Source organism: Micromonospora zamorensis, assembly GCF_900090275.1.
GTDB classification, from domain to species: domain Bacteria; phylum Actinomycetota; class Actinomycetes; order Mycobacteriales; family Micromonosporaceae; genus Micromonospora; species Micromonospora zamorensis.
On record NZ_LT607755.1, the window covers coordinates 1,639,460 to 1,665,976 of the forward strand.

23 protein-coding genes are annotated in these 26,517 nt (G+C 68.4%); 8 read left to right on the forward strand and 15 right to left on the reverse strand.

Annotation, left to right across the window (positions count from 1 at the left end; all coding sequences use genetic code 11):
- Positions 1-22: 22 nt before the first annotated feature.
- The 3 genes from GA0070619_RS07380 to GA0070619_RS07390 all read right to left on the reverse strand — a co-directional run bounded on the left by GA0070619_RS07380 (position 23) and on the right by GA0070619_RS07390 (position 2,046).
- The gene (locus GA0070619_RS07380) at positions 23-970 is read right to left on the reverse strand and encodes a permease prefix domain 1-containing protein (protein ID WP_088947374.1); all 948 of its coding nucleotides are present in this window, start codon (positions 968-970) and stop codon (positions 23-25) included.
- Complete coding sequence (locus tag GA0070619_RS07385) at positions 967-1,308, reverse strand: PadR family transcriptional regulator (protein WP_088947375.1); 342 nt, start codon at positions 1,306-1,308, stop codon at positions 967-969. The genes GA0070619_RS07380 and GA0070619_RS07385 overlap by 4 nt, the downstream gene beginning before the upstream one ends.
- Before the next feature lie 141 nt (positions 1,309-1,449).
- Entirely contained in the window at positions 1,450-2,046 is a 597-nt protein-coding gene (locus GA0070619_RS07390; protein WP_088947376.1) for a hypothetical protein, read from the reverse strand.
- Positions 2,047-2,179: 133 nt separating this feature from the next.
- On the opposite strand from GA0070619_RS07390, the gene GA0070619_RS07395 reads away from it, so the two are divergent.
- Entirely contained in the window at positions 2,180-3,565 is a 1,386-nt protein-coding gene (locus tag GA0070619_RS07395) for a serine/threonine-protein kinase (RefSeq protein WP_088951619.1), read from the forward strand.
- A gap of 83 nt (positions 3,566-3,648) precedes the next feature.
- Here the strand turns inward: GA0070619_RS07395 and GA0070619_RS07400 are convergent, their stop codons facing one another.
- From GA0070619_RS07400 to GA0070619_RS07410, 3 genes are all read right to left on the reverse strand, one after another.
- Complete coding sequence (locus tag GA0070619_RS07400) at positions 3,649-4,203, reverse strand: hypothetical protein (protein ID WP_088947377.1); 555 nt, start codon at positions 4,201-4,203, stop codon at positions 3,649-3,651.
- Positions 4,200-4,739: an RNA polymerase sigma factor gene (locus GA0070619_RS07405; RefSeq protein ID WP_088947378.1), complete on the reverse strand. Its 540-nt coding sequence runs from the start codon at positions 4,737-4,739 to the stop codon at positions 4,200-4,202. The genes GA0070619_RS07400 and GA0070619_RS07405 overlap by 4 nt, the downstream gene beginning before the upstream one ends.
- 88 nt (positions 4,740-4,827) lie before the next feature.
- Positions 4,828-5,448, reverse strand: a complete 621-nt coding sequence (locus GA0070619_RS07410) for an L-threonylcarbamoyladenylate synthase (protein WP_088947379.1) — start codon at positions 5,446-5,448, stop codon at positions 4,828-4,830.
- Between the two features lie 148 nt (positions 5,449-5,596).
- On the opposite strand from GA0070619_RS07410, the gene dnaE reads away from it, so the two are divergent.
- Positions 5,597-9,127, forward strand: coding sequence for a DNA polymerase III subunit alpha (gene dnaE / locus GA0070619_RS07415; RefSeq protein WP_088947380.1), 3,531 nt, complete (start codon positions 5,597-5,599; stop codon positions 9,125-9,127).
- A 52-nt stretch (positions 9,128-9,179) separates the two neighbouring features.
- Here dnaE and abc-f read toward each other — a convergent pair whose 3' ends face one another.
- The 3 genes from abc-f to GA0070619_RS07430 form a co-directional block, all read right to left on the reverse strand.
- On the reverse strand, positions 9,180-10,817 hold the full coding sequence (abc-f, locus tag GA0070619_RS07420; protein WP_088947381.1) for a ribosomal protection-like ABC-F family protein: 1,638 nt from the start codon (positions 10,815-10,817) through the stop codon (positions 9,180-9,182).
- Between the two features lie 436 nt (positions 10,818-11,253).
- Entirely contained in the window at positions 11,254-11,949 is a 696-nt protein-coding gene (locus GA0070619_RS07425; protein WP_088947382.1) for a response regulator, read from the reverse strand.
- On the reverse strand, positions 11,946-13,532 hold the full coding sequence (locus GA0070619_RS07430; protein ID WP_088951620.1) for an ATP-binding protein: 1,587 nt from the start codon (positions 13,530-13,532) through the stop codon (positions 11,946-11,948). The genes GA0070619_RS07425 and GA0070619_RS07430 overlap by 4 nt, the downstream gene beginning before the upstream one ends.
- Before the next feature lie 100 nt (positions 13,533-13,632).
- Here GA0070619_RS07430 and GA0070619_RS07435 point away from each other — a divergent pair, with 100 nt between their 5' ends.
- Positions 13,633-15,024 (forward strand): cation:dicarboxylate symporter family transporter, encoded by a 1,392-nt coding sequence (locus GA0070619_RS07435; RefSeq protein WP_088947383.1) that lies wholly within the window; start codon positions 13,633-13,635, stop codon positions 15,022-15,024.
- 202 nt (positions 15,025-15,226) lie between these two features.
- On the opposite strand, the gene GA0070619_RS07440 is transcribed toward GA0070619_RS07435, so the two are convergent.
- Positions 15,227-17,944: an HD domain-containing protein gene (locus GA0070619_RS07440; RefSeq protein WP_157743926.1), complete on the reverse strand. Its 2,718-nt coding sequence runs from the start codon at positions 17,942-17,944 to the stop codon at positions 15,227-15,229.
- A gap of 303 nt (positions 17,945-18,247) precedes the next feature.
- Between GA0070619_RS07440 and GA0070619_RS07445 the strand changes: the two genes are divergently transcribed.
- The 4 genes from GA0070619_RS07445 to GA0070619_RS32710 all read left to right on the forward strand — a co-directional run bounded on the left by GA0070619_RS07445 (position 18,248) and on the right by GA0070619_RS32710 (position 21,371).
- On the forward strand, positions 18,248-18,664 hold the full coding sequence (locus GA0070619_RS07445) for a hypothetical protein (RefSeq protein WP_088947385.1): 417 nt from the start codon (positions 18,248-18,250) through the stop codon (positions 18,662-18,664).
- A gap of 985 nt (positions 18,665-19,649) precedes the next feature.
- A complete protein-coding gene (locus GA0070619_RS07450; protein ID WP_088947386.1) occupies positions 19,650-20,648 on the forward strand; it encodes an RNA polymerase subunit sigma-70 in 999 nt (332 codons plus the stop codon).
- A gap of 5 nt (positions 20,649-20,653) precedes the next feature.
- Positions 20,654-20,932, forward strand: a complete 279-nt coding sequence (locus GA0070619_RS32705; protein ID WP_172861996.1) for a hypothetical protein — start codon at positions 20,654-20,656, stop codon at positions 20,930-20,932.
- Entirely contained in the window at positions 20,916-21,371 is a 456-nt protein-coding gene (locus GA0070619_RS32710) for a DUF6069 family protein (RefSeq protein WP_172861997.1), read from the forward strand. Before GA0070619_RS32705 ends, GA0070619_RS32710 begins: the two co-directional genes overlap by 17 nt.
- Positions 21,372-21,380: 9 nt before the next feature.
- Here GA0070619_RS32710 and GA0070619_RS07460 read toward each other — a convergent pair whose 3' ends face one another.
- The 3 genes from GA0070619_RS07460 to GA0070619_RS32180 form a co-directional block, all read right to left on the reverse strand.
- On the reverse strand, positions 21,381-22,376 hold the full coding sequence (locus GA0070619_RS07460) for an AraC-like ligand-binding domain-containing protein (RefSeq protein ID WP_088947387.1): 996 nt from the start codon (positions 22,374-22,376) through the stop codon (positions 21,381-21,383).
- Positions 22,377-22,554: 178 nt separating this feature from the next.
- Positions 22,555-23,451, reverse strand: coding sequence for a DUF4231 domain-containing protein (locus tag GA0070619_RS07465; RefSeq protein WP_088947388.1), 897 nt, complete (start codon positions 23,449-23,451; stop codon positions 22,555-22,557).
- Positions 23,452-23,527: 76 nt separating this feature from the next.
- Positions 23,528-24,145 (reverse strand): hypothetical protein, encoded by a 618-nt coding sequence (locus GA0070619_RS32180; protein WP_157743927.1) that lies wholly within the window; start codon positions 24,143-24,145, stop codon positions 23,528-23,530.
- Positions 24,146-24,274: 129 nt separating this feature from the next.
- Here GA0070619_RS32180 and GA0070619_RS33765 point away from each other — a divergent pair, with 129 nt between their 5' ends.
- Entirely contained in the window at positions 24,275-24,409 is a 135-nt protein-coding gene (locus GA0070619_RS33765) for a hypothetical protein (RefSeq protein WP_269458560.1), read from the forward strand.
- Positions 24,410-24,613: 204 nt separating this feature from the next.
- On the opposite strand, the gene GA0070619_RS07475 is transcribed toward GA0070619_RS33765, so the two are convergent.
- Both GA0070619_RS07475 and GA0070619_RS07480 read right to left on the reverse strand, forming a co-directional pair.
- On the reverse strand, positions 24,614-25,846 hold the full coding sequence (locus GA0070619_RS07475) for a hypothetical protein (protein WP_088947390.1): 1,233 nt from the start codon (positions 25,844-25,846) through the stop codon (positions 24,614-24,616).
- Entirely contained in the window at positions 25,833-26,366 is a 534-nt protein-coding gene (locus tag GA0070619_RS07480) for a SigE family RNA polymerase sigma factor (RefSeq protein ID WP_088951621.1), read from the reverse strand. The genes GA0070619_RS07475 and GA0070619_RS07480 overlap by 14 nt, the downstream gene beginning before the upstream one ends.
- Positions 26,367-26,517: the final 151 nt, after the last annotated feature.

Consider the following 26,517-nt stretch of genomic DNA (forward strand, 5'->3'; position numbering starts at 1 on the left):
GGGCCGTCGTGTCGGGTGTCGCTCACGCCGTCTGGCGGCGCGTCTTCAGAGCGGTGTCGATCAGGTCCCAGACCAGGATCGCGGCTGTGCCGACCGCGATGGCGACCCCGATGAGGTTGCGGTTGTCCGCGTCCGCCAGCCAGCTCAGCCGCTCGCCGAGGGCGGGGTTGAGCAGCCGGTCGGAGAGTGCCAGCCACACCAGCGGCACCGAGAACGCGAGGTTGAGCAGCGCCTTGGTCCCGAACAGCGCCCGGTTCCAATGCCCGATCCGGTACTTGACGATCTCGAACACCAGGGTGCCGAGCATGACGACGATCAGTGCCGGCAGCCAGAAGGACCACAGCGCCGGGTCGAGGATCGGGATGTTGTCGCCGTCGGTGTCGCGCACCCAGGACCGGTAGTGCTGGAACGGTAGGTAGCCAATGGTCACCACCAGCATGACCACCGACGCGATGGTGTCGGCGAGGGACACGTCGCGGTGCGCCGGGACGTCGGGCAGTTGGTCGACCGTCCAGTCCGGCAGGTCCACGGCCGGTTGGGAGCGTTCGATGATCGCAAAGGTCAGGGTGAGCCAGAAAGCGATGTGCACGCCCACGTGCAGGGCGACGACGAGACCTGGTCCGATGGCGCCGAAACCGCTGCCCTCGGCGACCTTGACGATGGCGACGATCGTGCCGACGAGCGCCGGGATGAAGCTGAGCAGCAGTTTCAGCAGGCGCAGCCAGACCAGGTAGTAGGTCGGGCCGATGAGCTGCAACCGGCGATCGGCGTACCGGGCGGCCAGCTCGTCCGGGTTGCCCAGCTCGGTGAGCACCTCCCGCTCGGCGGTGGGAGTGTCCTGGCCGCTGCCGGTCCGATCCTCGATCATGTCCTCGATCGAGGCGCGCAGCTCGCTGGCGATCTCGTCCCGGCGCTGGGTGGGCACCGAGCGCAGGGTGGCGGCGAGGTAGCGGTCGGTCAGGGTGTTCATCGGTCGGCTCCTTGAATCAGCCCGGTGATGGAGGTCTGTACGGCGGCGAGGTCGTCGAGGAGCCGGGTCAGCATCGACTCGCCCTCGTCGCTGGTCCGGTAGAACTTGCGCGGCCGGCTCTCCGCGGTGTTCCACTCGCTGGTCAGCAGCCCCTGGTCCTCCAGGCGGCGCAGCAGCGGGTAGAGCGTGTTGGCGTCGACCGGGAAGCCGTGGTCGGTGAGCCGTTGCAGCAGTGCGTAGCCGTAGTCCGGTCGGCGCAACGCGACCAGGCTGGCCACCACGACGGTGCCTCGACGCAACTCCTGTAGGTGCGTCCGTAGAACGTCCTCGCTAACCATGTGTCACACCATACTGTGTGCCACACAGTGTTGTCTACGCCGATATCATCGTGTCGCTCACAGATGCACTGGACGGGTGGCCGCGCCGGGCAGCACGAGGGGCGCCCGGCACGGGCCGGACGCCCCGAGATCTGACACGGATCAGCAGGTCGAGCCCTGCCGGAAGTTCCGCTCGACGAAGCTGGCCGGGCCGACCTGGAAGTAGCCCACGCCCGGCCGGATCGGGTGCCCGGTGAACAGCTCGACCCGGGAGCCGACCCGTACGAGGTAAGCCTCGGCGTCCCCGGCGTCGTTGCGGATCAGCGAACCCCGCCGGCCATAGATGTCCTCCAACTCGTCGAAGGACATGCCGACCATCGCGCCGGCGGGGGAGCGTGGCGGCGCGGTGGCCGTACCGACCTCCACCAGCCGGCCGTCTCGGAAGGCCAGGATGAGCACCCCCGCCCAGGAACCGGTCGTGCCGGCGTGCACCACCCCGCCACAGGCCGTCGCCGTCCAGCCGATGCGCCCGGCCGCGGTGAGCGCCGCCAGGTCGGCGCCGATCCGGTACGCCCCGGCGCCGCCGACGCCGAGCACCTGCGGGTGGCTGTGCCCGGCCGTGGCGAGTGGTCCGCGCGTCGAGGCCGGCGCGGTGCCGCCCGACACCGGAGCCGCCGAGGCCGGACCTGCGTTGACCAGCGGGACGAGCGTGCCGAGCGCCAGCGCGGCGGTGGTGAGGAGGATCGAGGGTCGGTTCATCGTGCGCTCCTTCGGTGATGGGTCTCTGCCCTGTTAGTCACCGCGCCCGGCCCAACGGTTCGTCGGCTTTCCGACCAGCCCGGTCTACTGTGCAGAGAGACGCCGACCGACCGTGCTGGCCGGGGGTGACGCGGTGACGGCTCCGCAACGGATCGGGCCCTACTCCATCGAGCGGCTGCTGGGCGTCGGATCGTTCGCGACCGTCTGGCTGGGCTACGACCCGGTGCTCGACGGGTACGTGGCGATCAAGGTGCTGGCCGAGAACTGGAGCCACGACCTGCGGGTCCGGGAACGCTTCCGAGACGAGGCCCGGCTGCTGCGCCGGCTGGAGCACGAGCGGTTGGTCCGGGTGCACGCCGTTGGTGAGCTGCCCGACGGACGGCCGTACGCCGTGCTGGCCTGGGCGAACGGGGGCAGTCTCCGGGACCGGCTCGCTCTCGCTGAGATTTCCGTTCCGGCTGCGCTGCGCCTGCTCGGCGAGATCTGCGCGGGCGTGAGCGTGCTGCACCGCCACGGCGTCGTGCACCGCGACCTCACTCCCGGCAACATTTTGTTCCACTCCACTCCGGCGCCCTCCGGCGCGGAATCCACCGGGGCGCCCTCCGGCGCCGAGCGGGTGCTGATCGCCGACCTCGGTCTCGCCAAGGCGCTCGCCGCCGCCTCCGGCCTCACCGCCCGGGCCGGTACGCCCGGCTACATGGCGCCGGAGCAGGACGACCCGGGCGCGGTGATCGACACCCGCGCCGACGTGTACGGGCTCGGACGGCTCGGGATCCGCCTGCTCGCCGCCGCCCCCGGGCCCGACCCGCCCAGATCGACCGGCGCCCTGCGACTGCGCGACGGCGTGCCGGCGCGGGTGGCGGCGGTGCTCGTCCGGGCCACCGCCCACCGGCCGGCCGACCGCTACCCGGACGCCGCCGCGCTGCACACCGCGCTCGACCGGGCCACCGATCCCGTCCGGCAGTCGTCGCCGATGGCCCGTCGCCCGTACCGGATGCTGCTGGCCGGGGCGGCCGTCGCGGCCGTCGCCGTGGTGGGCGCCGAGCCGGGCGGCACCGGGGCCGAACGCGACACCTACACCGCCGGACCGCTCACCGTGACGTTGCCGGACGGCTGGTCGGCCACCGGGGCGACCTGGGCCGGTCAGTACGACGCCGACGGCGAAGCGGAACCGGCGCTGGTGATGTCGCCGCAGCCCCGCCGCTGGGCCGCCGACCCCGGGGTGCCCGGCGCGTTCGTCGGCGTCTCCGTCAGCACGGCGGCGCGCACCACGCCCGCCAGGTTCCTGGCCGAGCGCACGCACGGGGACTGCACGTCCGCGCCGGTGCGCACCACCCGCCAGGCGGGCGTCGAGTGGACCGTGGTGGCGTACCGCTGCGACCGGGACCGGCCGCGGATCGTCGAGTCGGCCGGCCTGCATCCCGCCCGCGGCGCTCTGGTGTACGTGCAGGTCGTGCCACCACTGGACGGCGGACCCGACTTCGTGGACGGGCTGCTCGCCGGCGTGCGGGTGCGCTGAATGGCGCTCCGTGGTGACGGGTGCGCTGAATGGCGCTCCGTGGTGACGGGTGACAGTGCGCGGGCCGGTCAGATCGCGGCGGGCTAGCGGACCACCACGGTGATGGTGTGCTCCCGGTCCTGCTGGGGGATCGTGACGTCGACGGTGCCGGGGCGGACGAACCGGATGTCCACCACGCCGGCCTCGTAGTGCTGCGAGACCAGCTCCGGGCGGTCGACGGTGACCAGGCCCGGGCCGATGCCCTGGATCCGCAGCACCGCGCCGGCGGCGAAGCAGAGGGACCGCAGCAGCTCAAGCTCGGTCTCGGCCAGCGGCAGGTCGTAGCGCACGGCGCCCTGGCAGCTCGTGGTCGGCCCGGTCGACGTGGCGGCCGGGCGGTGCGGCGTACCCCTGGCGGTGGCCGGTGCGGGCGGTGCCGCGATCGGACGCCCGCTGGTCGGCGGCGGTCGGGACGGAGATGCGGTGGGCGCCGGGATCGCCGAGGGGGTCGGCGACGGTCGGGACTCGGCGGGTGGTTGCACGGGCAGCGGCGCGACCGCGTCGGTGCCGCCGCAGGCCGCGACCGCCACGGCGGCCCCGAGGGCGACGCCACCGGCGAGGAGCCGGCGGATCCAAGGGAGTCGCGCGGTGGGGCTCATTCGGCGCCGAGTCGTTGCCGGACCCGCCGCCGGGCCAGGTGCAGCCGGGACTTCACGGTGCCCACCGGCACGTCGAGCAGCGCCGCGATCTCGGGATAACTCAGCCCGAGGACGTCGCGCAGGGCAACCACCTCGGCGAGGTCGGGGCGGACCGCGTCGAAGGCGTCGAGCAGGTCGAGGCGGGTGCCCGCGACCACGCTGGTCCGTCGCGGGTCGGCCTGCTCGGGCACGGGCACGCCGCCGGCCTCCAACCGCCAGCGGCGGCGCAGCGTGCGGTACGTCGAGCGGGCCCGGTTGGCGGTCAGCCGGTGCAGCCAGGTGCGGAACGAGGAGCGCCCCTCGAACCGGGTGATGCCGTTGGCCAGCGCCAGCAGGGTGTCCTGGCAGGCCTCCTCGGCGTCCTCCCGGTTGGGCAGGAAGCGTGCGCACAGCCGCAGCACCTCGGGGCGTACCGCGAGCAGCAGGGCGTCCAGTGCCGCCGGGTCGCCGTGCCCGGCGGACCGGGCCAGCGCGTCGATGTCGTCCGCGTCGGGCATGCCGGGTGTCCAATGCTCGCCGGTGCCGATCCCCGAGCGTACGACCGGTGCGGCCGCCGCGCCCCGGTACGGTCCGGCACCCGACGCGTTACTCGAAGCGGGACACGTCTCCGGCACCCCGGCGCAGGATCTCCGGCTCCGGGCCGGACAGGTCGATCACGGTCGTCGGCTCCTTGCCGCAGTCGCCGGCGTCGAGCACCGCGTCGAGCTGGTGGTCGAGCCGTTCCTTGATCTCCCACCCCTGGGTCATCGGCTCGTCGTCGCCGGGCAGGACCAGGGTGCTCGACACCAGTGGCTCGGCCAGCTCGGCCAGCAGCGCCTGGGTGACGGTGTGCCGGGGTACGCGGACACCGACGGTGCGCTTCTTCGGGTGCAGCATCCGGCGGGGCACCTCCTTGGTGGCCGGCAGGATGAAGGTGTAGCTGCCCGGGGTGGACGCCTTCACCAGCCGGAAGACCGAGTTGCTGATCCGGACGAACTGGCCGAGCTGCGCGAAGTCCCGGCAGACCAGCGTGAAGTGGTGCCGGTCGTCGAGGTGGCGGACCTGGCGGATCCGGTCCAGCCCGTCCTGGTTGCCCAGCTGGATGCCCAGGGCATAGCAGGAGTCCGTCGGGTAGGCGACCAGCCCACCACCGCGGATCAGGTCGGCGACCTGGCCGATGATCCGGGGCTGGGGGTTCTCCGGGTGCACGTCGTAGTACCTCGCCATCCTGAAGAGCCTAGGCGCACTCGCGGGCGAGTAGGAGACGAGGGCCACGACCGTCGGCGCGGACGGTGGAGCCGCCGAGATCACCTCGGTAGGGTAGGTCCCGGTCGGCTCCGACCAACAAGATCCACACCGCCGGGGGGCGCCAGGCATGGCCGATTCGTTCGCGCATCTGCACGTGCACACGGAATACTCGATGCTCGACGGAGCGGCCCGCCTCAAGGACCTGTTCGCCGAGGCCAAGCGGCTCGGCATGTCCGCCGTGGCGATCACCGACCACGGCAACATGCACGGCGCGAACGACTTCTACAACCAGGCGATGGCCGCCGGGATCACCCCGATCCTGGGCGTCGAGGCGTACGTGGCGCCGGAGTCGCGCTACCACAAGGCGCGCGTCAAGTGGGGTCGGCCGGAGCAGAAGAGCGACGACATCTCCGGTAACGGCGCGATCACCCACAAGACGATGTGGGCGAAGAACGCCCGTGGCCTGAAGAACCTGTTCACCCTCAACTCGCGCGCGTCCATGGAGGGGCACTACGTCAAGTGGCCCCGGATGGACATGGAGCTGATCGCCGAGCACGCCGAGGGGATCATGGCCACCACCGGCTGCCCGTCCGGCGCGGTGCAGACCCGGCTGCGGCTGGGCCAGTTCGACGAGGCGCTCAAGGTCGCCGCGAGCTACCAGGACATCTTCGGCAAGGACAACTACTTCCTGGAGATCATGGATCACGGCCTCTCCATCGAGAGCCGGGTCCGTGAGGGGCTCACCGAGATCGCCCGCAAACTGGACATCCCGCCGGTGGTCACCAACGACTCGCACTACACCCACGAGGCACAGGCCACCGCCCACGACGTGCTGCTCTGTGTGCAGACCGGCAGCAACATCGACGACCCGAACCGGTTCCGGTTCGAGGGTGGCGGTTACTTCATCAAGAGCGCCGACCAGATGCGCGCAGTGGACTCGTCGGAGCTGTGGCAGGAGGGCTGCCGCAACACCCTGCTGGTCGCCGAGAAGGTCGACCCGACCGGCATGTTCGAGTTCCACAACCTGATGCCACGCTTCCCGGTGCCCGAGGGGGAGACCGAGGAGTCCTGGTTCCGCAAGGAGACGTTCGCCGGTCTGGCCCGCCGCTACCCGAACGGCATTCCGGAGGGGCATGTCGTCCAGGCGGAGTACGAGCTGGGCGTCATCAACCAGATGGGCTTCCCGTCCTACTTCCTCGTGGTCGCCGACTTCATCCAGTGGGCGAAGAACCAGGGCATCGCTGTGGGCCCGGGTCGTGGTTCCGCCGCCGGGTCGCTCGTCGCGTACGCGCTGGGCATCACCGACCTTGACCCGATCCAGCACGGCCTGATCTTCGAGCGGTTCCTCAACCCCGAGCGGGTCTCGATGCCGGATGTCGACATCGACTTCGACGAGCGTCGGCGCGGTGAGGTGATCAAGTACGTCACGGACAAGTGGGGTGAGGACAAGGTCGCCCAGATCGCCACCTTCGGCACGATCAAGGCGAAGGCTGCGATCAAGGACTCGGCCCGGGTCCTCGGCTTCCCGTACGCGGTCGGCGACCGGATCACCAAGGCCATGCCACCGGCGGTGATGGGCAAGGACATCCCGCTCACCGGCATCTTCGACAACAAGCACCCCCGCTACGCCGAGGCGGGTGAGATCCGCGGCCTGTACGACTCCGACCCGGACGTCCGCAAGGTGATCGACACGGCCAAGGGCATCGAGGGGCTGATCCGGCAGACCGGTGTGCACGCCGCCGGCGTCATCATGTCCGCCGAGCCGATCATCGAGCACATCCCGCTGACCCGGCGGGATGCCGACGGGGCGATCATCACTCAGTTCGACTACCCGACCTGCGAGTCGCTCGGGCTGCTGAAGATGGACTTCCTCGGCCTGCGCAACCTGACGATCATCGACGACGCGGTCAAGAACATCGAGCTGAACCACGGTCGGAAGCTCGACCTGCTGGGCCTGCCGCTGGACGACAAGGCCGCGTACGAGCTGCTGGCCCGCGGTGACACCCTGGGCGTGTTCCAGCTCGACGGTGGGCCGATGCGGTCCCTGCTGCGGCTGATGAAGCCGGACAACTTCGAGGACATCTCCGCCGTCCTGGCCCTGTACCGACCCGGTCCGATGGGCGTCGACTCGCACACCAACTACGCACTGCGCAAGAACAAGCTCCAGGAGATCACGCCGATCCACCCGGAGCTGGAAGAGCCGCTGCGGGAGATCCTGGAGCCCACCCACGGCCTGATCGTCTACCAGGAGCAGGTGCAGCGCGCCGCGCAGATCCTCGCCGGCTACACCCTCGGCCAGGCGGACCTGCTGCGCCGGGCCATGGGTAAGAAGAAGAAGGAGATCCTCGACAAGGAGTTCATCCCGTTCCGGGACGGCTGCCGCGAGCGTGGCTACTCCGACGAGGCGATCCAGGCGGTGTGGGACGTCCTGGTGCCCTTCGCCGGCTACGCCTTCAACAAGGCGCACTCTGCCGCGTACGGCCTGGTCTCCTACTGGACCGCGTACCTGAAGGCGCACTACCCGGCCGAGTACATGGCGGGGCTGCTGACCAGCGTCGGCGACGACAAGGACAAGATGGCGCTCTACCTGGCCGAGTGTCGCCGGATGCGCATCCAGGTGCTGCCGCCGGACGTGAACACCTCGGCCGGGCCGTTCACCCCGGTCGGCAAGGACATCCGCTTCGGCCTGGCCGCCGTGCGCAACGTCGGCGCGAACGTCGTCGCCTCGATCATGCGGTGCCGGGAGGAGAAGGGCGACTACGCCGACTTCTACGACTTCCTGTCCAAGGTGGACGCGGTGGTCTGCAACAAGAAGACCATCGAATCCTTGATCAAGGCTGGTGCGTTCGACTCGCTGGACCACCCCCGCAAGGGTCTGCTCGCGGTGCACGCGGACGCCATCGACGCGTACGCCGATGTCAAGCGCAAGGAGGCGGTCGGCCAGTACGACCTGTTCGGCGCCGGCTTCGGAGACGCCGACACCGGCAGCACGACGGTGATGCCGATCATCGGCGACAGCGAGTGGGACAAGCGCGACAAGCTGGCCTTCGAGCGCGAGATGCTCGGCCTGTACGTCTCCGACCACCCACTGTTCGGCCTGGAGCACATCCTCAACGCGGCCGCCGACACCACCATCGCCTCCCTGGCCGAGGACGGCGCGGTGCCCGACGGGGCGGTGGTCACCCTCGCCGGCATCCTGTCCGGTGTGCAGCGCCGGGTCACCAAGCAGGGCCGTGCCTGGGCCTCGGCCACCCTGGAGGACCTGGCCGGTGGGGTCGAGACGCTGTTCTTCCCCAACACCTACGAGGTGATCGGGCAGTACATCGCCGAGGACGCCATCGTGGTGGTCAAGGGTCGGGTGGACCGCCGCGACGACACCCCACGGATCATGGCGATGGACATGTCCATGCCGGATGTCAGCACCAGCGCCACCAACAAGCCGGTCACCCTCACCATCCCGGTGCACCGGTGCACACCGCCGCTGGTGGAGAAACTCAAGGAAACCCTGGTGCTGCACCCCGGCGACACCGAGGTGCACGTCAAACTCCAGAACGGTGGGCGCACCACCACCCTGCGGCTGGGCCCGTTCCGGGTGGCGGCGACGACCGCGCTGATGGGTGACCTGAAGAGCGTCCTCGGCCCGGCCAACGTGAGCTGACCGGGCCGCGGCCCAGCCGGCGCACACCGGCCGGGCCGCGGACGGCCACCGGTCAGTCCCGGTCGGGGGCGCTGATCTCCCGTAGTTGGCCGTCGGCCAACCGCAACCAGCGCTGCACGCCGATCTCGGCGAGGAACCGTTCGTCGTGGCTGACCACCACGAACGCCCCCTGGTACGCGGACAGCGCGCTCTCCAACTGGGCGACGCTGACCAGGTCCAGGTTGTTGGTCGGCTCGTCGAGCAGCAGCAGTTGCGGCGCCGGCTCGGCGCAGAGCACACACGCGAGGGTCGCGCGCAGCCGCTCACCGCCGGAGAGCACCCCGACGGGCAGGTTCACCCGGGAGCCCCGGAACAGGAACCGGGCGAGCAGGTTCATCCGCTGCGCGTCCGGCAGGCTCGGCGCGTACGCGGCGAAGTTCTCCGCCACCGTGCGGTCGAGGTCCAGCAGGTCCAGCCGCTGCGACAGGTACGCGATCCGCCCGTCGCCGCGTTTCAGCTCGCCGCCGGCCGGTTCGAGATCACCGTTGACGAGGCGCAGCAGTGTCGACTTGCCGACGCCGTTCGCCCCGGTGAGCGCGATCCGCTCCGGCCCCCGGATCACCAGGTCGGCGCCGTCGCCGCCGAACAGTTCCCGGTCGTCGAAGCGGGCCCGCATCCCCTGGCCGGAGAAGACCGTGCGCCCGCCGGGGACGGTGGTGTCCGGCAGGTCCACGGTGATCCGGTCCTCGTCGCGTACCGCCCGGCCGGCCTCGTCGAGGCGCGCCTGGGCCGAACCGACCCGGTTGGAGTGGGTTTCCTGCGCCCGGCCCGCCGACTCCTGCGCACTGCGCTTCAGCCCACCGGCCACGATCCGCGCCAGGCCGGCGTTCTTGAGGTTCTTCGAGGCGTTGCTGGCCCGCCGGTCGGCCCGCTCCCGGGCCTGCTGCATCTCCCGCTTCTCCCGCTTGACCTCCTGCTCGGCGTTGCGCAGGTTGCTCTCGGCCACCTCCCGCGCCGCCTGCACCGCCTCGGTGTACGCGGTGAAGTTGCCCCCGTACCAGCGGATTTCCCCGCGGTCCAGCTCGGCGATGCGGTCCATCCGGTCCAGCAGTTCCCGGTCGTGGCTGACCAGCAGCAGGCAGCCGGACCAGTCGGTGAGCACGTCGTAGAGCTTGTGCCGAGACTCCAGGTCCAGGTTGTTGGTCGGCTCGTCGAGCAGCAGCACGTCCGGGCGGCGCAGCAGTTGCGCCGCCAGACCGAGGGAGACCACCTGGCCGCCGCTGAGGGTGTGCAGCCGCCGGTCGAGTGACAGCTCACCGAGGCCGAGCCGGTCCAGCTCGGCACGGGTGCGTTCCTCGATGTCCCAGTCGTCGCCGATCGTGGCGAAGTGCGCCTCGCTGGCGTCGCCGGCCTCGATGGCGTGCAGGGCCGCGATCCGCTCGGCGACGCCGAGGACCTGCGCCACGGTCAGGTCGCCGACCAGCGGCAGGGTCTGCGGGAGGTAGCCGAGCAGGCCGTCGACGGTGACGCTGCCGCCGCTGGGCCGCAGCTCCCCGGCGATCAGCCGCAGCAGGGTGCTCTTGCCGGCGCCGTTGGGCGCGACCAGGCCGGTGCGCCCGCCCGGGACGGTGAAGGACAGCTCCGAGAAGACCGGGGTGTCGTCCGGCCAGGAGAAGGACAGGTTCGAGCAGACGATGAACGCATCAGACATGCGAGTGACCTCAAAGGGTGGGGTGGGCGCGCCTAGGTCGCCCGACGACAACGGGAACCGGTGGAACGACGGCATGGCCTCGGCGGCTGCGCCTACGCGCGCCGAACCGATGGCCGAACACATCCGGTCTCACCCGGAGATGTCGTCGTCACCCGCCATGTCTGGTCTCCCTGGTCGTGCCACCAACCCAACTCGGCCAAGTCTAACAACGGATCTTCACCCCGCCACCGGGTTCCCGCCGACCACCACCGTCGCGACGGCGCCCATCGTCAAGATCCGCGCAACATCAGGGATGTTGCTGTCTCACGCGTGCCGGAGGCAGCAACAACAGGGAAGTTGCTCGGATCTTGACGATGGGGGCGGGGCGGGGCGGGGCGGGGCGGGGCGGCGCGGCGCGGCGCGGGGCGGCGCCGGGCGGGGCGGCGCGCGGGGTCGCTCAGCGGGGTCGGTATTCGACTTCGGGGCGGCCGGGGGTGCCGTAGCGGGGGCTGCGGGCCGCCCGGTCGACGGTCACCAGATATTCCAGGTATCGGCGGGCGGTCACCCGGGAGATGCCGGTCAGCCCGCTCACCTCGGTCGCGGACAGCCCCGCCTGGGCGCCGGCCCCGTCGGTGAGGGCGGCGCGTACCCGATTGAGGGTCTGCGCGTCGAGCCCCTTGGGCAGGCTGTGTCCGGCGGTGCCGCGCAGGGTGGCGAACATCCGGTCCACGTCGTGCTGGGCGGCCACCTCGCCGTCGGCGAGGGCCTGCGCGCGGTAGTCCGCGTACCGCTCCAGCTTGTCGCGAAACGCGGCGAACGTGAACGGTTTGAGCAGGTAGTGGGTCACCCCGAGGGACACCGCGGTGCGCACCACCGCCAGGTCCCGCGCGGAGGTCACCGCGAGCACGTCGACGCTGCTGCCGGCCGCGCGCAGCGCCCGGCAGACGTCCAGGCCGTGCAGGTCGGGCAGCCGAAAATCCAGGAGTACGAGGTCGACGTCGCCGCCGTCGTTGGCGCGCAGGGCAGCCATCGCCGCCCGCGCGGTGTGCGCCACGCCGACCACCACGAACCCGGGAACCCGTTCGGTGTACGCGGAATGGGCCTCGGCGAGCAGCGGCTCGTCCTCGACGACCAGCACGCGGATGTCGGTCACGACCGCTCACCTCCACCGGGCAGGCGGACGGTGAACAGGCTGCCGCCGTCGTCCGAGCGAGTCACCTCGGCGCTGCCGCCGTGCCGGCGGACCACCTGCCCGACCAGCGCCAGACCGAGGCCGCGGCCGGTGCTCTTGGTGGACCAGCCACGCCGGAACGCGTCGGCCACCCGCTCCGGGGCCAGCCCGGGGCCGCTGTCCGCGACCCGGATCACCAGCTCGTCGTCGACGGCGCCGACGAAGACCCGCACCCGGCGTGGCGCCGGCGTGCCGGCCACCGCCTCCAGGGCGTTGTCGACCAGGTTGCCGACCACGGTGAGCAGGTCGCCGCTCGGCAGTGGGCTGTCGTCGAGGCGGCAGTCCGGCTCGATGACCAGGTCCACCCCGCGTTCGCCGGCCCGCGCGGACTTGCCCAGCAGCAGCGCGGCCAACGCGGGCTCGGTCACGGCGCCGACCACCCGGTCGGTGAGCTGCTGGGCGAGGGCCAGGTCCCGGGTGCCGAGCCGGACGGCCTCGTCGGCGCGTCCCAACTCGACCAGGGTCAGCACGGTGTGCAGCCGGTTGGCCGACTCGTGGGTCTGCGCCTGCAACGCCTCGGTCAGCGCGCGCACCGAGTCCAGCTCGCTGGCCAGCGTGCGCAGCTCGGTCTGGTCGCGCAGGGTCAGCACGGTGCCGAGCACCGCGCCCTCGAAGCGGGTGGTCCGCTGGTTGGCCACGAGCACCCGGTCGCCGGCGACGATCGGCTCGTCGCGGGCGTCGCGCCCGGAGCCGAGCAACTCGGCCGCCGCTGGCGGCAGGTCGATCCCGGCGACCGGTTGGTCGATCACCGGCGTGTCCGCGTCGAGCCCCAGCAGTCGGCGTCCCTCGTCGTTGACCAGTGCCACCCGCCGGTCGGTGGTCAGCACGACGAGACCTTCGCGGACGGAGTGCAGGACCGCGTCGTAGTACTCGTACATGCGGGTCATCTGCGCCGGCCCCAAACCGTGCGTCTGGCGGCGAAGTCGGCGACTGAGCAGCCAGGAGCCGGTCGCGGCGAGCGCCAGGGCCGGCGCGGCGACACCGAACAGCACCGGCAACTGGCCGAGCAGCTTGCGGTTGATGGCGCGGGTGGTGATGCCCACCGAGACCAGACCGACGATGCGCCGCTGCTCGTCGTACACCGGAACCACCGCCCGCACCGACTCGCCGAGCGTCCCGACGTTGGTGGTGGTGAACGCGCGACCCGCCAGGGCGGGGCCGATGTCGCCGACGAACGGCTCGCCGATCCGCTCCCGGGTGGGGTGCGAGAAACGGGTGCGGTCGGGGGCCATCACCACCACGAAGTCGGTGCCCGTCGCCTCCCGGGTCGCTTCGGCGTACGGCTGGAGGATGCTGGCCGGGTCGGCGGTCGCGAGGGCCGCGCGGACGTCGGGGGAGCCGGCCACGGTCTGCGCCACCGCGAGCACCTCCTCCTGCGCGGCCTGGCGGGAGTCGCTGCGGGCCAGCCAGACGGCGCCCGCCGCGCCGGCCAGCACGAGCAGCGTCACCACCACCGCCTGGAGGGCGAAGAGTTGCGCCGCGATGCTCCACTGGCGTCGGGCCACCTCCACCACCTCCTCATTGCGCCGCTGCCGTTGTCTCCTCAGCGGTGAACAGAATGACCGCAAGGCTGTCAACGGGTGAGACACGCTTCACATTGTCGACATGGACACCACCGCATCCACCACCTCACCGGCGTCCCCGGCCCGCCGGGACCGTACCCGTTACCTGTACATCGCTGTCATCGTGGCCGTGCTCGCCGGCATCGTGGTTGGCCTGGTGGCCCCCGATTTCGGCAAGGAACTCAAGCCGATCGGCACCGGCTTCGTCAACCTGATCAAGATGATGATCAGCCCGGTCATCTTCTGCACCATCGTGCTCGGCGTCGGGTCCGTCCGGCAGGCCGCGAAGGTCGGCAAGGTCGGCGGCCTCGCCCTCGGCTACTTCCTCACCATGTCGACAGTGGCGCTCGCCATCGGCCTGGTCGTCGGCAACCTCATCCACCCCGGCTCCGGCCTGAACCTGGGCTCGGACCTCGCGGGCGCGGGCAAGGCCGCCGCCGGTGACGAAGCCGCCAGTACGACGGAGTTCCTGCTCGGGATCATCCCGACCACGATGCTGTCCGCGCTCACCGAGGGCGAGGTCCTCCAGACGCTGCTGGTGGCCCTGCTGGTCGGTTTCGCCGTCCAGGCAATGGGCCGGCGCGGCGAGCCGGTGCTCGGCGCGATCGCCGTCATCCAGCGCGTCGTCTTCAAGGTCCTCGCCATGATCATGTGGCTGGCGCCGGTCGGTGCGTTCGGTGCCATGGCCGCCGTGGTCGGCGCGACCGGGGTGGACGCGCTCAAGAGTCTCGCCCAGATCATGCTGGGCTTCTACGCGACCTGTCTGATCTTCGTGCTGGTGTTCCTCGGCGCGCTGCTCTGGTTCGTGGCCCGGATCTCGATCTTCTCGCTGCTGCGTTACCTCGGCCGGGAGTTCCTGCTGATCCTGTCGACCTCGTCGTCGGAGTCGGCCCTGCCGCGGCTGATCGCGAAGATGGAGCACTTCGGGGTGAGCAAGCCGGTCGTCGGCATCACGGTGCCGACCGGGTACTCGTTCAACCTGGACGGCACGGCGATCTACCTGACGATGGCGTCGCTGTTCATCGCCGAGGCAATGGGCAACCCGCTCTCCATCGGCGAGCAGGTGTCGCTGCTGCTGTTCATGATCATCGCGTCGAAGGGTGCGGCGGGCGTGACCGGCGCGGGCATCGCGACGCTGGCCGGTGGGCTCCAGTCGCACCGACCGGACCTCGTCGACGGTGTCGGGCTGATCGTGGGCATCGACCGGTTCATGTCGGAGGCCCGCGCGCTGACCAACTTCGCGGGCAACGCCGTGGCGACCGTGCTGGTCGGAACGTGGACCGGCGAGTTCGACCGGGACCGGGCGGTCGGGGTGCTCAGGGGCGACGACCCGTTCGACGAGGCCACGATGCTCGACGAGCACGACGACGCCGACGAGACGGCCGCTGCGCGTTCCGATGAGGAGAAGCCCGCGACGGCGGGAGCGCCAGCCTGACCATTGGTTGCCAGCGGCCGGGCAGCGTCGGCAGGATGCCGACGCTGCCCACTTCGCAGACCTATCCAGTTGCGCAAGTCAGCCGTGCTACCGGCGGTGAAGCCGTGACAGGTCAGCGGAGGGCAGCACAATGGAGAGTCAGTGGGGGGCGAATACTTCTCGGGCCGGCTCGGGGCAGCCTTCGGTCTCTAACCGAAACGGCTCAATGCTTCTTCCGCCGTGGTAGTAGCGGCGTCCAATCGACGGCTGATCTGCCGCCATGCCAAAGGCAGGTCAGAGTCGCGGATGGAGTATTATATGTGCTTGCGACCAGAAGTCCCAGATTGCCGTACCCAAGTACGCGCCCCGTCATCCAGTCTTCTGTCCGATGCTCTTCGGCTGCGAGTAGCTCATAACCCTTTCGGCTGCAGAATGCCTTCATCCGCTCCAACTTCTCGGTGTCGTCGATAACCGTCTCCAAGAAGGGAAGCTTGCTTTCTGGTATATGTACGAAGACATCCGCTTGAAGTCCCAACTCTTCCAGACGCTTCTCCAGTCGGGCCCTTCCCGCATCTAGGCCCGCGACAAAGACAAAAGCCAACCGGTGCCTCCGCAGCTCGGCAACCTGGCTTGGCGATAAGCTGTGCGCCCGTCTCTCGTTGAGCTGTTCGGTCGGTTTTTCGCCGAGCCACTTCTCGACGATCGAGATAGACTGGCTCCCTCGCCCGACAAGGTCGTCAACGAAAATTATCGGCTGGTCTAGCATCAGTGCCTCGCCGAGCGAGTGCTGCGTAAGGCCGTTACTCTGAGCGACGTCACCCACATAGTAGGTCAATAGGGCGGACGAGTCCCGATATTCACCCAAGGCGGTATAACTGGCGGACCTGAAATCGGGTGCTTGATCCAAGAAGGCCTTGAGCGCTTGGTTTGCGTCCACTCGTCCGATCACCTTGATCTGGCCCAGCATCGTTAATGCCGTATCGACAAGATCGTCCTCATGGAACTGGCGGACAAACGACAGCACCTTCTGCCGATTTATAGTAGATGTAGGGGCTTTAAGGCCAGCCTGCGGCATCTGCCATGGTCCCGAGTAGCCAGCCAGCCTCTCGACGATGTCATCTGCGCGGTCGGATGCGTCGAGTAAGGTGAGATTCAGGGGCATTGGCCGGATATCGAGAGGTTTGGAATCGTACCAGCCCGCTCTGTCTAGCTGCCGTTTAAGCTTATCCACCTTGGTCGGATCTTGCTTAGCGTAAGCGAACATCGTGTCCGGGATTCGAATTCCATATTCTTCTCGCGCGTAAGCCTCGGCGGCAATGAAAACAACTGTCGACAACCTGCGAAGGGAGAATATGTATCCGAGGTCTTGGGTGGAAACGTGAGCGCCTGCCCAGCCTGGAGTTTCAGCAACGTTCTCTTCGGCCTGCAGGAGCCAGCCATTCTCGTCGATTAGATAGGCATGGCCAGTCTCCGTCCCGCTGATCTTAGGCGGAGATTTGGGTGCGCTTAGCCAGATAAAGGGATCGAGTTGGCCGCCTGGAACGTCGGCGAGCGTTGGATTGTCAATTAAGGGGCAGATCTCCTGAATAAGCTTGGAGATGCCGGCGATTATTCGCGTTCTCATGTCCGGCTTATCGCAATCTGCGATTAAACGCTCTAATCCTTCTTTGTGCTCGGGTTCATCGCGATAAGGGTCTTGAGGCATGACGGCGGCGAAAGCGAAACCGCGCACGAACAGTCGTCGGTCACGCAATCGTTTCGCGATGTAAGTCGCTGCTTTGGCGGCGCTCAATTGCTCTTCGCTAAGAGATTTAGATTGGCGGCCACTTAAGGACTCAATGTCTTCTAAGGTCAAAGAGAGCAGCTCGTCGTCAGTTATCTTAAAGGGGAGCATTGCAGGGTGATCTGGGGTGATCTTGTTTAGTTCACGGATCAGACTAAAGACCATGGCTTCCGTAGCGCGGACCTTTTGATGCCTGTATATTTTGTCGAACATTAGAGCCCTCGCCAGGGCTATTTCTTCTAATGTTCGCGCGCCGCTACGTGCAATCCCTGTTACCAGATATGTGCCTTGCTTGTCGACCGCCAACTTCTTGAGCTTCTTGGGTAGCTGGGTCCTATCTACACGAACTGCTCGAGCTTTCTGGATCAATCGGGGGACGTCGGCCACGCTGGGAACACCGCACATTAGCGCATCGCGAGCCAAATAGTCGAGCTTGTCGGCATCAAAGGGTCCGCTGATGAGTTCGTGTAGTAGTAGAACGTCGGTGCCGATGCTCTTGCCTATCACAATTGCTTGGAGTTTCTCAGGCAGGCTATCGATGAAAGGCACAGAGCAAAGCCGACTCACCTCTGACAGCAGATTCGCAAATGCAGGTGATCCCAGAATGTAGTACGCCGCTATCTCCGACAATTGACTAGGGGCGGCGCGCTCGTGGTATTTCTGAAACTGGAGACGTATGTCTTCGCATTCCCGAATTTCCTCGATCGAGTACTCGGATACGTGAGACATTGCGCCATGTCCCACGTCGTGACACAGGGCGGCGAGTCTGAGTATTATCTCGTGATGCTCGGACAGCGGTTTATCTCGCCGACCTTCAGGATCGCTCGAGAGGCCGTGATCATTGATGCTTGTAACCAGACGTTGGACCTGATGAACCACGCCCAAGCTGTGCTCTAGCCGAGTGTGGGTTGCAGCAGGGTAGACAAAGTGAACAACGCCGAGTTGGCGAATTCGCCGGAGGCGCTGAAGCAGGGGCGAGTCAAGGATCACGACTTCGTAGGGCCGGAGCTGCAAAGTGCCCCAGACGGGGTCGTTGAATTCCTTCGCCGTTTCGTAAGGCGGCGAGTGTCGTTTGAGTCGGGCGATATACGGGTCGAGCAGTTCCTTGGTCCAAGCCTCTAGGCGGCCTTGGTGAGCGTTCAATGGGTCGCGGACCATGTGGCTGAGGGTAGACCCCTCAGTCACAGATGGCGAGGCTCGGCATCGGAGGTCCCACGACCGCTCCGAGTATCCGCTCCTTATGGGCGTTTTGCGATACCCTGGAGCTTGCAGAGTGGCCTGGTGGAGGCGAGGCCCGAAGATTTGGTGCCGTGGACGTGCCGGCCAGCTCCCCACGGACGTGACGCCACAACCTGTTCGGGCTAAGCCTCGTTTCCGAAGTGGATGGGAAAGCAGTGGTAGTGGCTGTCAGATCAACGACAGTACCACCTGCATCGATACGATCGAATCAATCATTGTGCAATGAGGGTGGACGCGACGATGGATGACCTGACAGTCGATGACTTCTTCGCAGGCCTGTTAGCTGCACTGGTTGAGAAGGGTATCGGTGTCCTTTCGACTCGCGGCGAGCCGTTCTACCGTGCGGTCGAGGCGTCCTATCGAGAGCTAGAAGCGGTGGCGCACACTCGCCGCTTGGACCCACGCTTCGTAATCCTTGTCGATCCCATACATGGAGACAGCCCCGTCGTAAGAGAGGCTGTTTACGGTGCGACGCTTCGGCATCTCGCAAGCTTGGACGCGCCTGAGTTCTCTGACTTGCGGATCAAGCTGGATCACGCTCAGGCGCAAACCTTGCTGAGGCATCTTCCGGGGGGTCCGGGCGTCTACGAGGAGATTGCTGAGATATTCCTAAGTAGCTACCCATTTGTGACTGCCTAGTCTCGGCGTTGCGCGTGTGCGTCGCGCTTGACTCCACGGCGTAGATTGCACGGATGCAGCTTGATGCGACTCTTGCCGTCGGTCTTATCGCGGCAGCGACTGCCCTCGCCGGCTACCTATTGAACAGTGCTGCCGCGAGGCGTTCCGAGCGAGCTCGGCGCTACGCGGACGCGCTGGATGCCGTAGAGCGTTATCGGCAACTTCCCTATACTTTTCTGCGATTGCACGACGAGACACCACAAACGCGTGCACATTTAGCGGCAGCCCTAGGCGAAGCTCAAGCATCCCTCGCTTTCCATCGTCGGCGTCTAACTCTCGACTCGCGTGAGGTAGGCGCCGCTTATGACAGTCTTGTCGATAAAATCCGGGAGAGAAATAGCGAGTTCAGGAGGGACGCACTGAGTAGGCCGCCGAGTTCTTCTGATGTCCAGATAGAAGTCGGATATCCGTACAACTTTGACGATAAACGCGAGCGCGAAGAGTGTTTTCGTGTGATGCGGAAGCACTTGACGCTTTGGACGAATCTGGCTTGATGTGAAGTCATCGCATCGCCAGTAGTTCTGTTGCAGCGGTACTGACGGACTCTCCTTGCTCGCCTCTACCCTTGCTGAACGCGCCGACGCGTTAGCGACCCAATGCCCGAACCGTCGTGAGGTGATAATTCGTCGGGACGGCTGAGCAGGCGAGCGAACTGAGCGGGCGGGACCATTCACGGTGAGCCTGTCGTCGACGGCACCTGCGGAGCCCGGCTGAGTATTGCCGAGGTGGAGTGCGCGACAGGGTGGGTTCGAGCAGTACTTAATCCGTGCCCCTCGGTCGGCCATGGCCTACCGAGGGGCACGCTGCTGTCTCCTGTCCCGATCCCACCTGGCGTCGACTCAACCCCGGCGGCCCTGCTCGCCATGGTGACCAACCTGGTGATGAGTTCCGGCGTCCGCGCCCGTCATACCTACGACAGGACATGACGAGGCGGAAGGATGACGCGATGAGTGCGGACACGCGGCTGAAGGAGCTGGGCGTGAGCAATCTGGGTGAGGTCGACGAGCCGGCGTTCTCGGGGCTGGCGCAGCGGCACCGGCGGGAGCTGCACGTGCACTGCTACCGGATGCTCGGGTCGTTCGAGGACGCCGAGGACGCCGTGCAGGAGACGTTCCTGCGTGCCTGGCGGCGGCGGGAGACCTTCGAGGGACGGTCGACGTTCCGGGCCTGGTTGTACCGGATCGCCACCAACGCCTGCCTGGACCTGCTCGCCAAGCGTCGCCCGGAGCCGGCGACCGGCGGCGAGGTGCTGTGGTTGCAGCCCTACCCGGATCGGCTGCTCGACGAGCTGCCCGCTGGCGACGCGGACGAGCCGGAGGCCGTTGCCGTCGCGCGGGAGACGATCGAGCTGGCGTACCTGGTGGCGGTCCAGCACCTCGCGCCGCGTCCGCGGGCGGTGCTGATCCTGCGGGATGTGCTCGGTTGGCCGGCGAAGGAGGTCGCGGATCTCCTCGGGGACTCCGTCAACTCGGTGAACAGCGCGTTGCAGCGGGCTCGCGCCGGCATGCGGGAGCACCTGCCCGCCGAGCGGCAGGACTGGACCGGTGGTGAAGAGGACGCCGGGACACGTGAGCTGGTGCGCCGCTTCACCGACGCCAGCGTGGCCACCGACATCGACGTGCTCGCTGGCATGCTGCGGGACGACGTCCGCTGTTCGATGCCGCCCACGCCGGGCCTGCACGTCGGCCGTGACGCGGTGGTGAACGACTGGGTCCAGGACGGATTCGTCGGCATGAAGGGGCTGCGGGGCATCCCCACCTCGGTGAACCGGCAGCCGGCGGTCGCCTTCTACCTGTGGCGGGAGCAGGAAGGCGCGTACCTCCCGCTGACGCTCGACGTCCTGCGCGTCACCGGCGGAGCGATCACCGAGATCGTCACGTTCCACGACGACCAGTTCCCGCGGCTCGGGCTGCCGGAGCGACTGCCGGCGGACGGCACGGAGTAGTCCCGATGTGGACGCTCACGCTGCGCGGCGGTGAGCGTGTCGTCGTGGACCCGGCGCAGTGGCGCGACGCGTTCGGCGTCGTCACGCACGGGCGGGTGCAGCTGGAGTTGCGCGACGGCGAACCGGGGCCGGTCCTCGGCCCCGACGCCGGGTTCTGGCTGCGCGGCACCGGCGTCCGCGCCCTGCGCAACCCCGGCCGTCGTACGGCGACGGTGCGCATCGTCGCGCCCAGACACCCCGTATCCCAGTTACCGATGGAGGACCGACATGAGCAGCACGAATGACACCGGAGTCGTCGCAGGCCCGGCACCGGCCCGGACCACCCACACCCGCCGGTTCCGCGGGCTCGTCGGCACCGGCCTCGTCGCCGCGCTCGCAGCGGTGGTGGCCACGACCCTCGCAGCCGCGCTCGCCCAAGGCGCCGGCGTCGACTTCGAGATCCCCGATGGTGGCGAGACGATCCCGTTGTCCGGCTTCGCCGTGGTGACCGGCTTCTTCTCGGTCGTGGGCATCGTCATCGCCGCCGCTTTGCGCCGGTGGAGCGCTCAGCCCTCCAGGCGATTCGTGTGGGCGGCGCTGTCGCTGACCGCGGTCTCGTTGGTCCCGCCCCTCATCTCCGGGGCGAACACCGCCACCATCGCCGCTCTCCTCGGGCTGCACCTGGTGCCCGCGGCGGTGATGATCCCCACCCTGGCGCGCAGCCTGCGCACCCGAACCGACTGACTGGTCTCGTCAACGATGCCGACGAGGTGCCGAGGGATCGCTGCGGAAGGCTCGGGGAGACATGCCGAAGGCAGCGGTGAAGACCCTGCTGAAGTGGGCCTGGGAGGGAAAGCCCCAGCGGGCGGAGATGCTGAGAATGGGCCGCCCGCGTTGCAGGGGGTCGCGCAGGTCGCGCGCGCACCGGTCCAGGCGCCTCGTCCGGATGATCTCGGCGACGGTCTGGTCCTCGGCCTCGAACGCTCGATGCAGGCTGCGGAGCGAGACGTGGTGCGCGGCCGCGACAGTGCCCGGGGAGAGGTCCGGGTCGCCGAGGTGCTCGTCGATGAACGCCTTGACGCGCACGCGCAGGCTGTGTCCGCGTACCTCGGTCGGTAGAGCCTCCGTGAGGTCCAGGCGCTGGGCCAGCATCGCGGAGATCAGGTCCCGGGCGACAGTGCCCAGGAGCGGAACGTCGCTCTCCTGGTACTGCTCGGGGTGGGTCAACACCTGGCGTACGAAGTGGTTGAGCAGCACACCCATCCCCTCGGCAGCGGAGATGGTCGTTCCGAGGAGCTGCGCGACCTTGTTGGGATGCAGCGGTATGAGATCGTGCGGCACGAGGATCGTCAGGGTGGTCAACAGGTCCTCGTGCTGCGACTGCCTCTGGTGGGACGACTGATGCGGTCGCGACGTGTCGACGACGGCGAAGTGCCCCGGCGTGAAGCGGTTCGTCCGCCGCTCCTGTTCCAACCCGCCGTACCCGGACAGCGGCAATGCGAACTCGTACATCTCCGGGTCGCCGCGGCGGATGAACGTGCTGGTCCGCTGCATGTCCAGGGATGGGTACTGCCAGGACGACAACACGACCTCGCCCAGGCTGATGACGTCGGCGCGGGCGCGGAAGTCTGCCGCGTGGGCACTGTGGATCCGCATCGGGACCGACTCGCGTGCCACCAGGTCGTGCCAGTACCCGAATCGTTCACTCTCGGGCACCGAGATCGTGTCCGCCGAGCCTACGGTGAGCACTGGCTGCCTCGTTTCCTGTCGATGTGTTGACTGGCGACGGCAGCACTGCCGATCGATCTTGCAAGATCACCTTAACCCCGACTCAGGTTCGGCGAGGGGGCTTCGTCGTCGCCTCATGTTCGCAGGACGCGCACACAACGGCCACCACCCTGAAGGGGTGGCCCGGCCTTCAATCCAGTCAGCGCCGGCGTGCCCGCCACATCGTGTGTTCCCTGGAAATCGCCGTCTCCGTGTCGTTCACGAACTGCGACAGGTCGGCTTCCGACCTGATCCGGGTGGCGAGCGACCCCATGGCGGCAAGCTCCTGACTCGCCAGGGCGTAGGCCGTTGCCACCGCACCGTGTTGCCGGGTCTGCGTCCACGCCGCGCCGGCCGCGACCGCCGCGGCGGCCACGCCGAGCAGGTCGACGTCGGTCAGGCCGGCAGCCCTCGACACGGCCAGGGTCACCCCCACGATCTCCAGGACGAGCATGCTGACCGACCAGCGTGTCGCCCGGGCGCGGTTCGACAACGACCGCTCGGCGTACCAGGCCCGCTGGCTCTCCAGGCGGCCGGTCAGGTACGCGGCACGGCGGTCCTCAAGGGAGGATGAGCGGAGAGCCCGCATCCCCTCGGTGATCTGTTGCCCGGTCATCGCCGGCGCCGCCAGCCCCGCCGCCGACATGTCCCTGGTGAGGCCCAGCAGCCGGCCGGTGAATTCCTCGGTGCTGTCCGAGTCGCTCCGCGACCGGGGAAAGGGCTCTGAAGCTGTCACGAATCGCCAGGTGAGCGACTTGACGGATTCGGAGAGGGCCCTGCCGACGTACCACCGCTCGTTGGGACGATTGGTGAGCAGGAAGACCTCGACGATCGAGGTGGCGGCGAAGGCGCCCGCCGCCAATGCCGGGCCCAGGGCGAAGTCGTCGAGTTTCCAGGTGGCGACGCCCGCGACGGCGGCCAACAGGAGCAGGGACAACCGCAGTGCGATCAGGGTCGTGAACACTCGTTGGCCGCGCTGCGACTCGTGGGACACGGCGCGCTGAAACGGGGGAAGATCCTCGGCATTCAGCATGGCGTTGGCCTCTCGACAGATCATTCACTGTAGATGGTGCCGCCCACGGTGGTTGTCCGAAGATCGACGCGTGTCGCCGTCCGTCGCGGTGCTTCCGGCTCTACGGTGTGGTCGTGGCGCAGGCCACGCCGATGCCGAGGTCGACGCGGTGGTCCTGGCCGTTCGAGGTCACGATGACGGGTACGCAGCCCGCCCGCGCGACCCAGGTGCCGCCGACGAACGCCAGCCACCGAGCCTGCCCACCTTCTGGTGCGCAGGCGTGCACGGTGGCGGTCGCGGCTGGCGTGGTGGCTGCGCCCCATCCGACCCGGGCCCTGCCCTCCCATCCCGGTGCGATCCGGAGGTCCACGACCCGGTCCGCGCGGACGACCAGCCCCCACTTGGCGAAGAGCCGCGCCGCCGGGTCGGCCTCGCCGGACTCCTCGGCGGACAGCACGGCCGCGCTGGGCACCGCCACGTCCTCTCCAACCAGCCGGTAGCCCGCCGGCGGTGCCGACATCTCCGTGACCGACGGGGTGCAGGGCGGCTCGCCACCGCTCGGGCTCGTTGATGTCGTCGCGCCGTTGGGCGGCGGCGCGCTGGGTTGCCGCGAGTCACCTGCGGGCGTGCAGGCGGTCAGCGCCGCCGCCAGACACACCAGGCCCCACCGTGCGATCGGCCCGGGCACCGGTTGGACCGGAACGCGTGGGGGCCGGATGGTCGTCGTGCTCGCACTCATCCGACATTCATAGCTGGTTGTCGTGATCCCTGACGGCCGGCCCGGAGGTGGTTACGGTCGTGGATGTTGTGGTTCCCCGACCGTTCGAGGGGTGATCGCATGGCCCCCGGTTGTAGGAGCTGGCGTTACGTGAGCCTCACGCTGGAGCTGGTCGCCTTCGTGGCAGCCCAACAACAGCGCGAGGACCTCGCCGTGGTGGCAAAGGCCCTCGCGGTGCTAGGACAGATGGCGACGACCTGGGTTGACGGCCGTAGACGTCGCTGATGTCCGCCGAGGGGCGGGAAGCTTGCTTCCCGCCCCTCTTCTCTGTCGCGTTCAATTGGGCGAGTGTGTCGCCCAACTACCGGGGTTGACTACTTCTCGCAGCGGATGCCCGACCACAACCGGGGAACTGCTGCTGAGCCACCTGCATCCCTGTCGGCGACTTTGCCGGCGCCGACGTCGGGTGGTCGCTGCCGGTGCTGGCCGTCATGGCCGCAGGGCGGTCGCGGCCGGAGTCCAGGTCGACTCGTCCTCGACGTCGGCGACCGTGATCCCCTTGGCGATCTTCTCCAGCTCGGCCCGCGGCAGCTGGTTACCGTGCCTAGCGGGGCTGACCTCGAGGACGACTGTGCCGTCGGCGCTCCAGAACTGGCACCAGCTGCCGGGCAGCGGGCCGTCCCGCCCGGGCCGGTCGGCTACGTCGTAGCACTCCGTCACACCGGGCTTCGGCGTCTGGTCCGCGCTGCTACTCGGGATGACGGAGATGTGGAATCCGTCTGTGATGGCACCCTCGGTCGCGTCGTACGGTGCGGCCAGTCCAGTGGTGGGCACGGAGGACTTGGTGTACGTCGCGCCGCCGTAGTCGCCGGCGCGGGCCGTGGCGATGCCGCCGAGGCCTGCCGTGGTGTGGGTGCCGATCTGCAACGGCACGTAACCGTCCGGCAGGTAGCCCACCGTGAAGGGCACCAGGGCCGGCGTCGGCCTGCTGGGCTTCAGGCCTTCGACCAGGCCGCCCAGCTCCTCGAAGCTCGGCGTGGCCTTGTCGCCGGAGTACGACGTGACAGCCGCCCAGGCGTTGTCGGCGTACTCCCAGGCGAAGAGCTTGTTGCCGCCATCCACCGGGCGCTGCGGGTCAAGGCCGACCGGCAGCGTCGCCTGCACGGCCCTGCGCCCGGCCACGGTGACGTTCGTGCCGTCCTTGATCTTGGTGGGGTCGAAGGCGCCGGGCCGGTAGACGGTCAGGTATGCCCAGAGGGCCGGCTTCCCGTTTTCCCTGTTCCGCAAGAACTCGTCGCCCTGCTCCTCCACCTCCTGGCGGGTCATGGGCTTGTCATTCGAGGTGTGGCCGTCGGAGTAGACGGAGGCGATCTGGTACGCGGTGGACGCGACGATCGGGTCCTGCACATGCAGCGTGCCGGCGTCGTACCCGGTGAAGGTGAAGGTGAACGGCGCGGCGTCGGGCCACTCGGCCCCGGCCGGCTTGGACGCCGCCGCGCCGGCCCCGGCCGGCGTGGCCGGGGAGCTCTGCTCGGCACCTAGGGTCGGTACCACGAACGCACCGGCGACCACGGCCACGACGAGGCCCGCCGCGCCAGCTGACGCGAATCCGGCCCGACGGCGGCGCTCAGCCCGCCGCCCTGCCGTGATGATGTCGTCGATGGTGCGGGACATCGGCGGCTCTTCGCCCGTTACGGTGTCCACGAGATCATGCAACCGCATGGGTCCACTCCTTTTTCGACGGTTCAATGAGATCGGTACGGTCGCCGCCGAGTGACTCGCGCAGCTTCGCCAGGCCACGGGAGACCTGACTCTTGGCCGTGCCCACAGTGCAGTTCAGGACGCTGGCGGTGTCCTCCAGGCTCAGATCCAGGTAGTGCCGGAGCACAACTGCGGCTCGCTGCCGGGGTGGCACCGCGTCAAGCGCCGCCCGCAGGCGCATCCGCTCGTCGGTCGCACCGGCGGGGTCGCGCAGCGCGATGTCCGGCATGGCGTCACCGGCCGACCGCTCGCGTCGCCACGGCCGACGGGTCTCGTCGACCGCGGCCCGGTAGACCATGGTCTTGACGTAGAGATCGGGCCGGTCCAGCTTCCGCCAGCGGGGGTAAAGCTTGACCAGAGCGTTGGCCACGGCGTCCTCCGCCGCGTGCCAGTCACCGCAGGTCACGTACGCCAGCTTGCGCAGTGACGCCATTTCTGACGTCACGAACTCGCGGAATGCTTGCTCGTCTTCGGCTATCAAGTCCACTGCCTCCTCATGACGGAGGTAGAACGGACCCGCCCACCCGGAAAGTTGCACCGCTCGAAGAAGTGGGCAGATTGACAGCGGCGGTCGCTGCCGATCAGCTGGGCTCGGCCTGTTCCGGGGTTCTCGGCGCTGATTTCGTCGCGAA

Bases quoted from the DNA above. Each gene is read 5' to 3' on its own strand.
- GA0070619_RS32705 (WP_172861996.1), top strand. From the start codon at position 20,654: ATGTGGACGCTCACGCTGCGCGGCGGTGAGCGTGTCGTCGTGGACCCG.
- GA0070619_RS07385 (WP_088947375.1), bottom strand. From the start codon at position 1,308: ATGGTTAGCGAGGACGTTCTACGGACGCACCTACAGGAGTTGCGTCGA.
- GA0070619_RS07445 (WP_088947385.1), top strand. From the start codon at position 18,248: ATGAGGGTGGACGCGACGATGGATGACCTGACAGTCGATGACTTCTTC.
- GA0070619_RS32710 (WP_172861997.1), top strand. From the start codon at position 20,916: ATGAGCAGCACGAATGACACCGGAGTCGTCGCAGGCCCGGCACCGGCC.
- abc-f (WP_088947381.1), bottom strand. From the start codon at position 10,817: ATGTCTGATGCGTTCATCGTCTGCTCGAACCTGTCCTTCTCCTGGCCG.
- GA0070619_RS07465 (WP_088947388.1), bottom strand. From the start codon at position 23,451: ATGATCTGTCGAGAGGCCAACGCCATGCTGAATGCCGAGGATCTTCCC.
- GA0070619_RS07435 (WP_088947383.1), top strand. From the start codon at position 13,633: ATGGACACCACCGCATCCACCACCTCACCGGCGTCCCCGGCCCGCCGG.
- GA0070619_RS07400 (WP_088947377.1), bottom strand. From the start codon at position 4,203: ATGAGCCCCACCGCGCGACTCCCTTGGATCCGCCGGCTCCTCGCCGGT.
- GA0070619_RS07390 (WP_088947376.1), bottom strand. From the start codon at position 2,046: ATGAACCGACCCTCGATCCTCCTCACCACCGCCGCGCTGGCGCTCGGC.
- GA0070619_RS07475 (WP_088947390.1), bottom strand. From the start codon at position 25,846: ATGCGGTTGCATGATCTCGTGGACACCGTAACGGGCGAAGAGCCGCCG.
- GA0070619_RS07440 (WP_157743926.1), bottom strand. From the start codon at position 17,944: ATGGTCCGCGACCCATTGAACGCTCACCAAGGCCGCCTAGAGGCTTGG.
- dnaE (WP_088947380.1), top strand. From the start codon at position 5,597: ATGGCCGATTCGTTCGCGCATCTGCACGTGCACACGGAATACTCGATG.
- GA0070619_RS07380 (WP_088947374.1), bottom strand. From the start codon at position 970: ATGAACACCCTGACCGACCGCTACCTCGCCGCCACCCTGCGCTCGGTG.
- GA0070619_RS07410 (WP_088947379.1), bottom strand. From the start codon at position 5,448: ATGGCGAGGTACTACGACGTGCACCCGGAGAACCCCCAGCCCCGGATC.
- GA0070619_RS32180 (WP_157743927.1), bottom strand. From the start codon at position 24,145: ATGAGTGCGAGCACGACGACCATCCGGCCCCCACGCGTTCCGGTCCAA.
- GA0070619_RS07405 (WP_088947378.1), bottom strand. From the start codon at position 4,739: ATGCCCGACGCGGACGACATCGACGCGCTGGCCCGGTCCGCCGGGCAC.
- GA0070619_RS07450 (WP_088947386.1), top strand. From the start codon at position 19,650: ATGAGTGCGGACACGCGGCTGAAGGAGCTGGGCGTGAGCAATCTGGGT.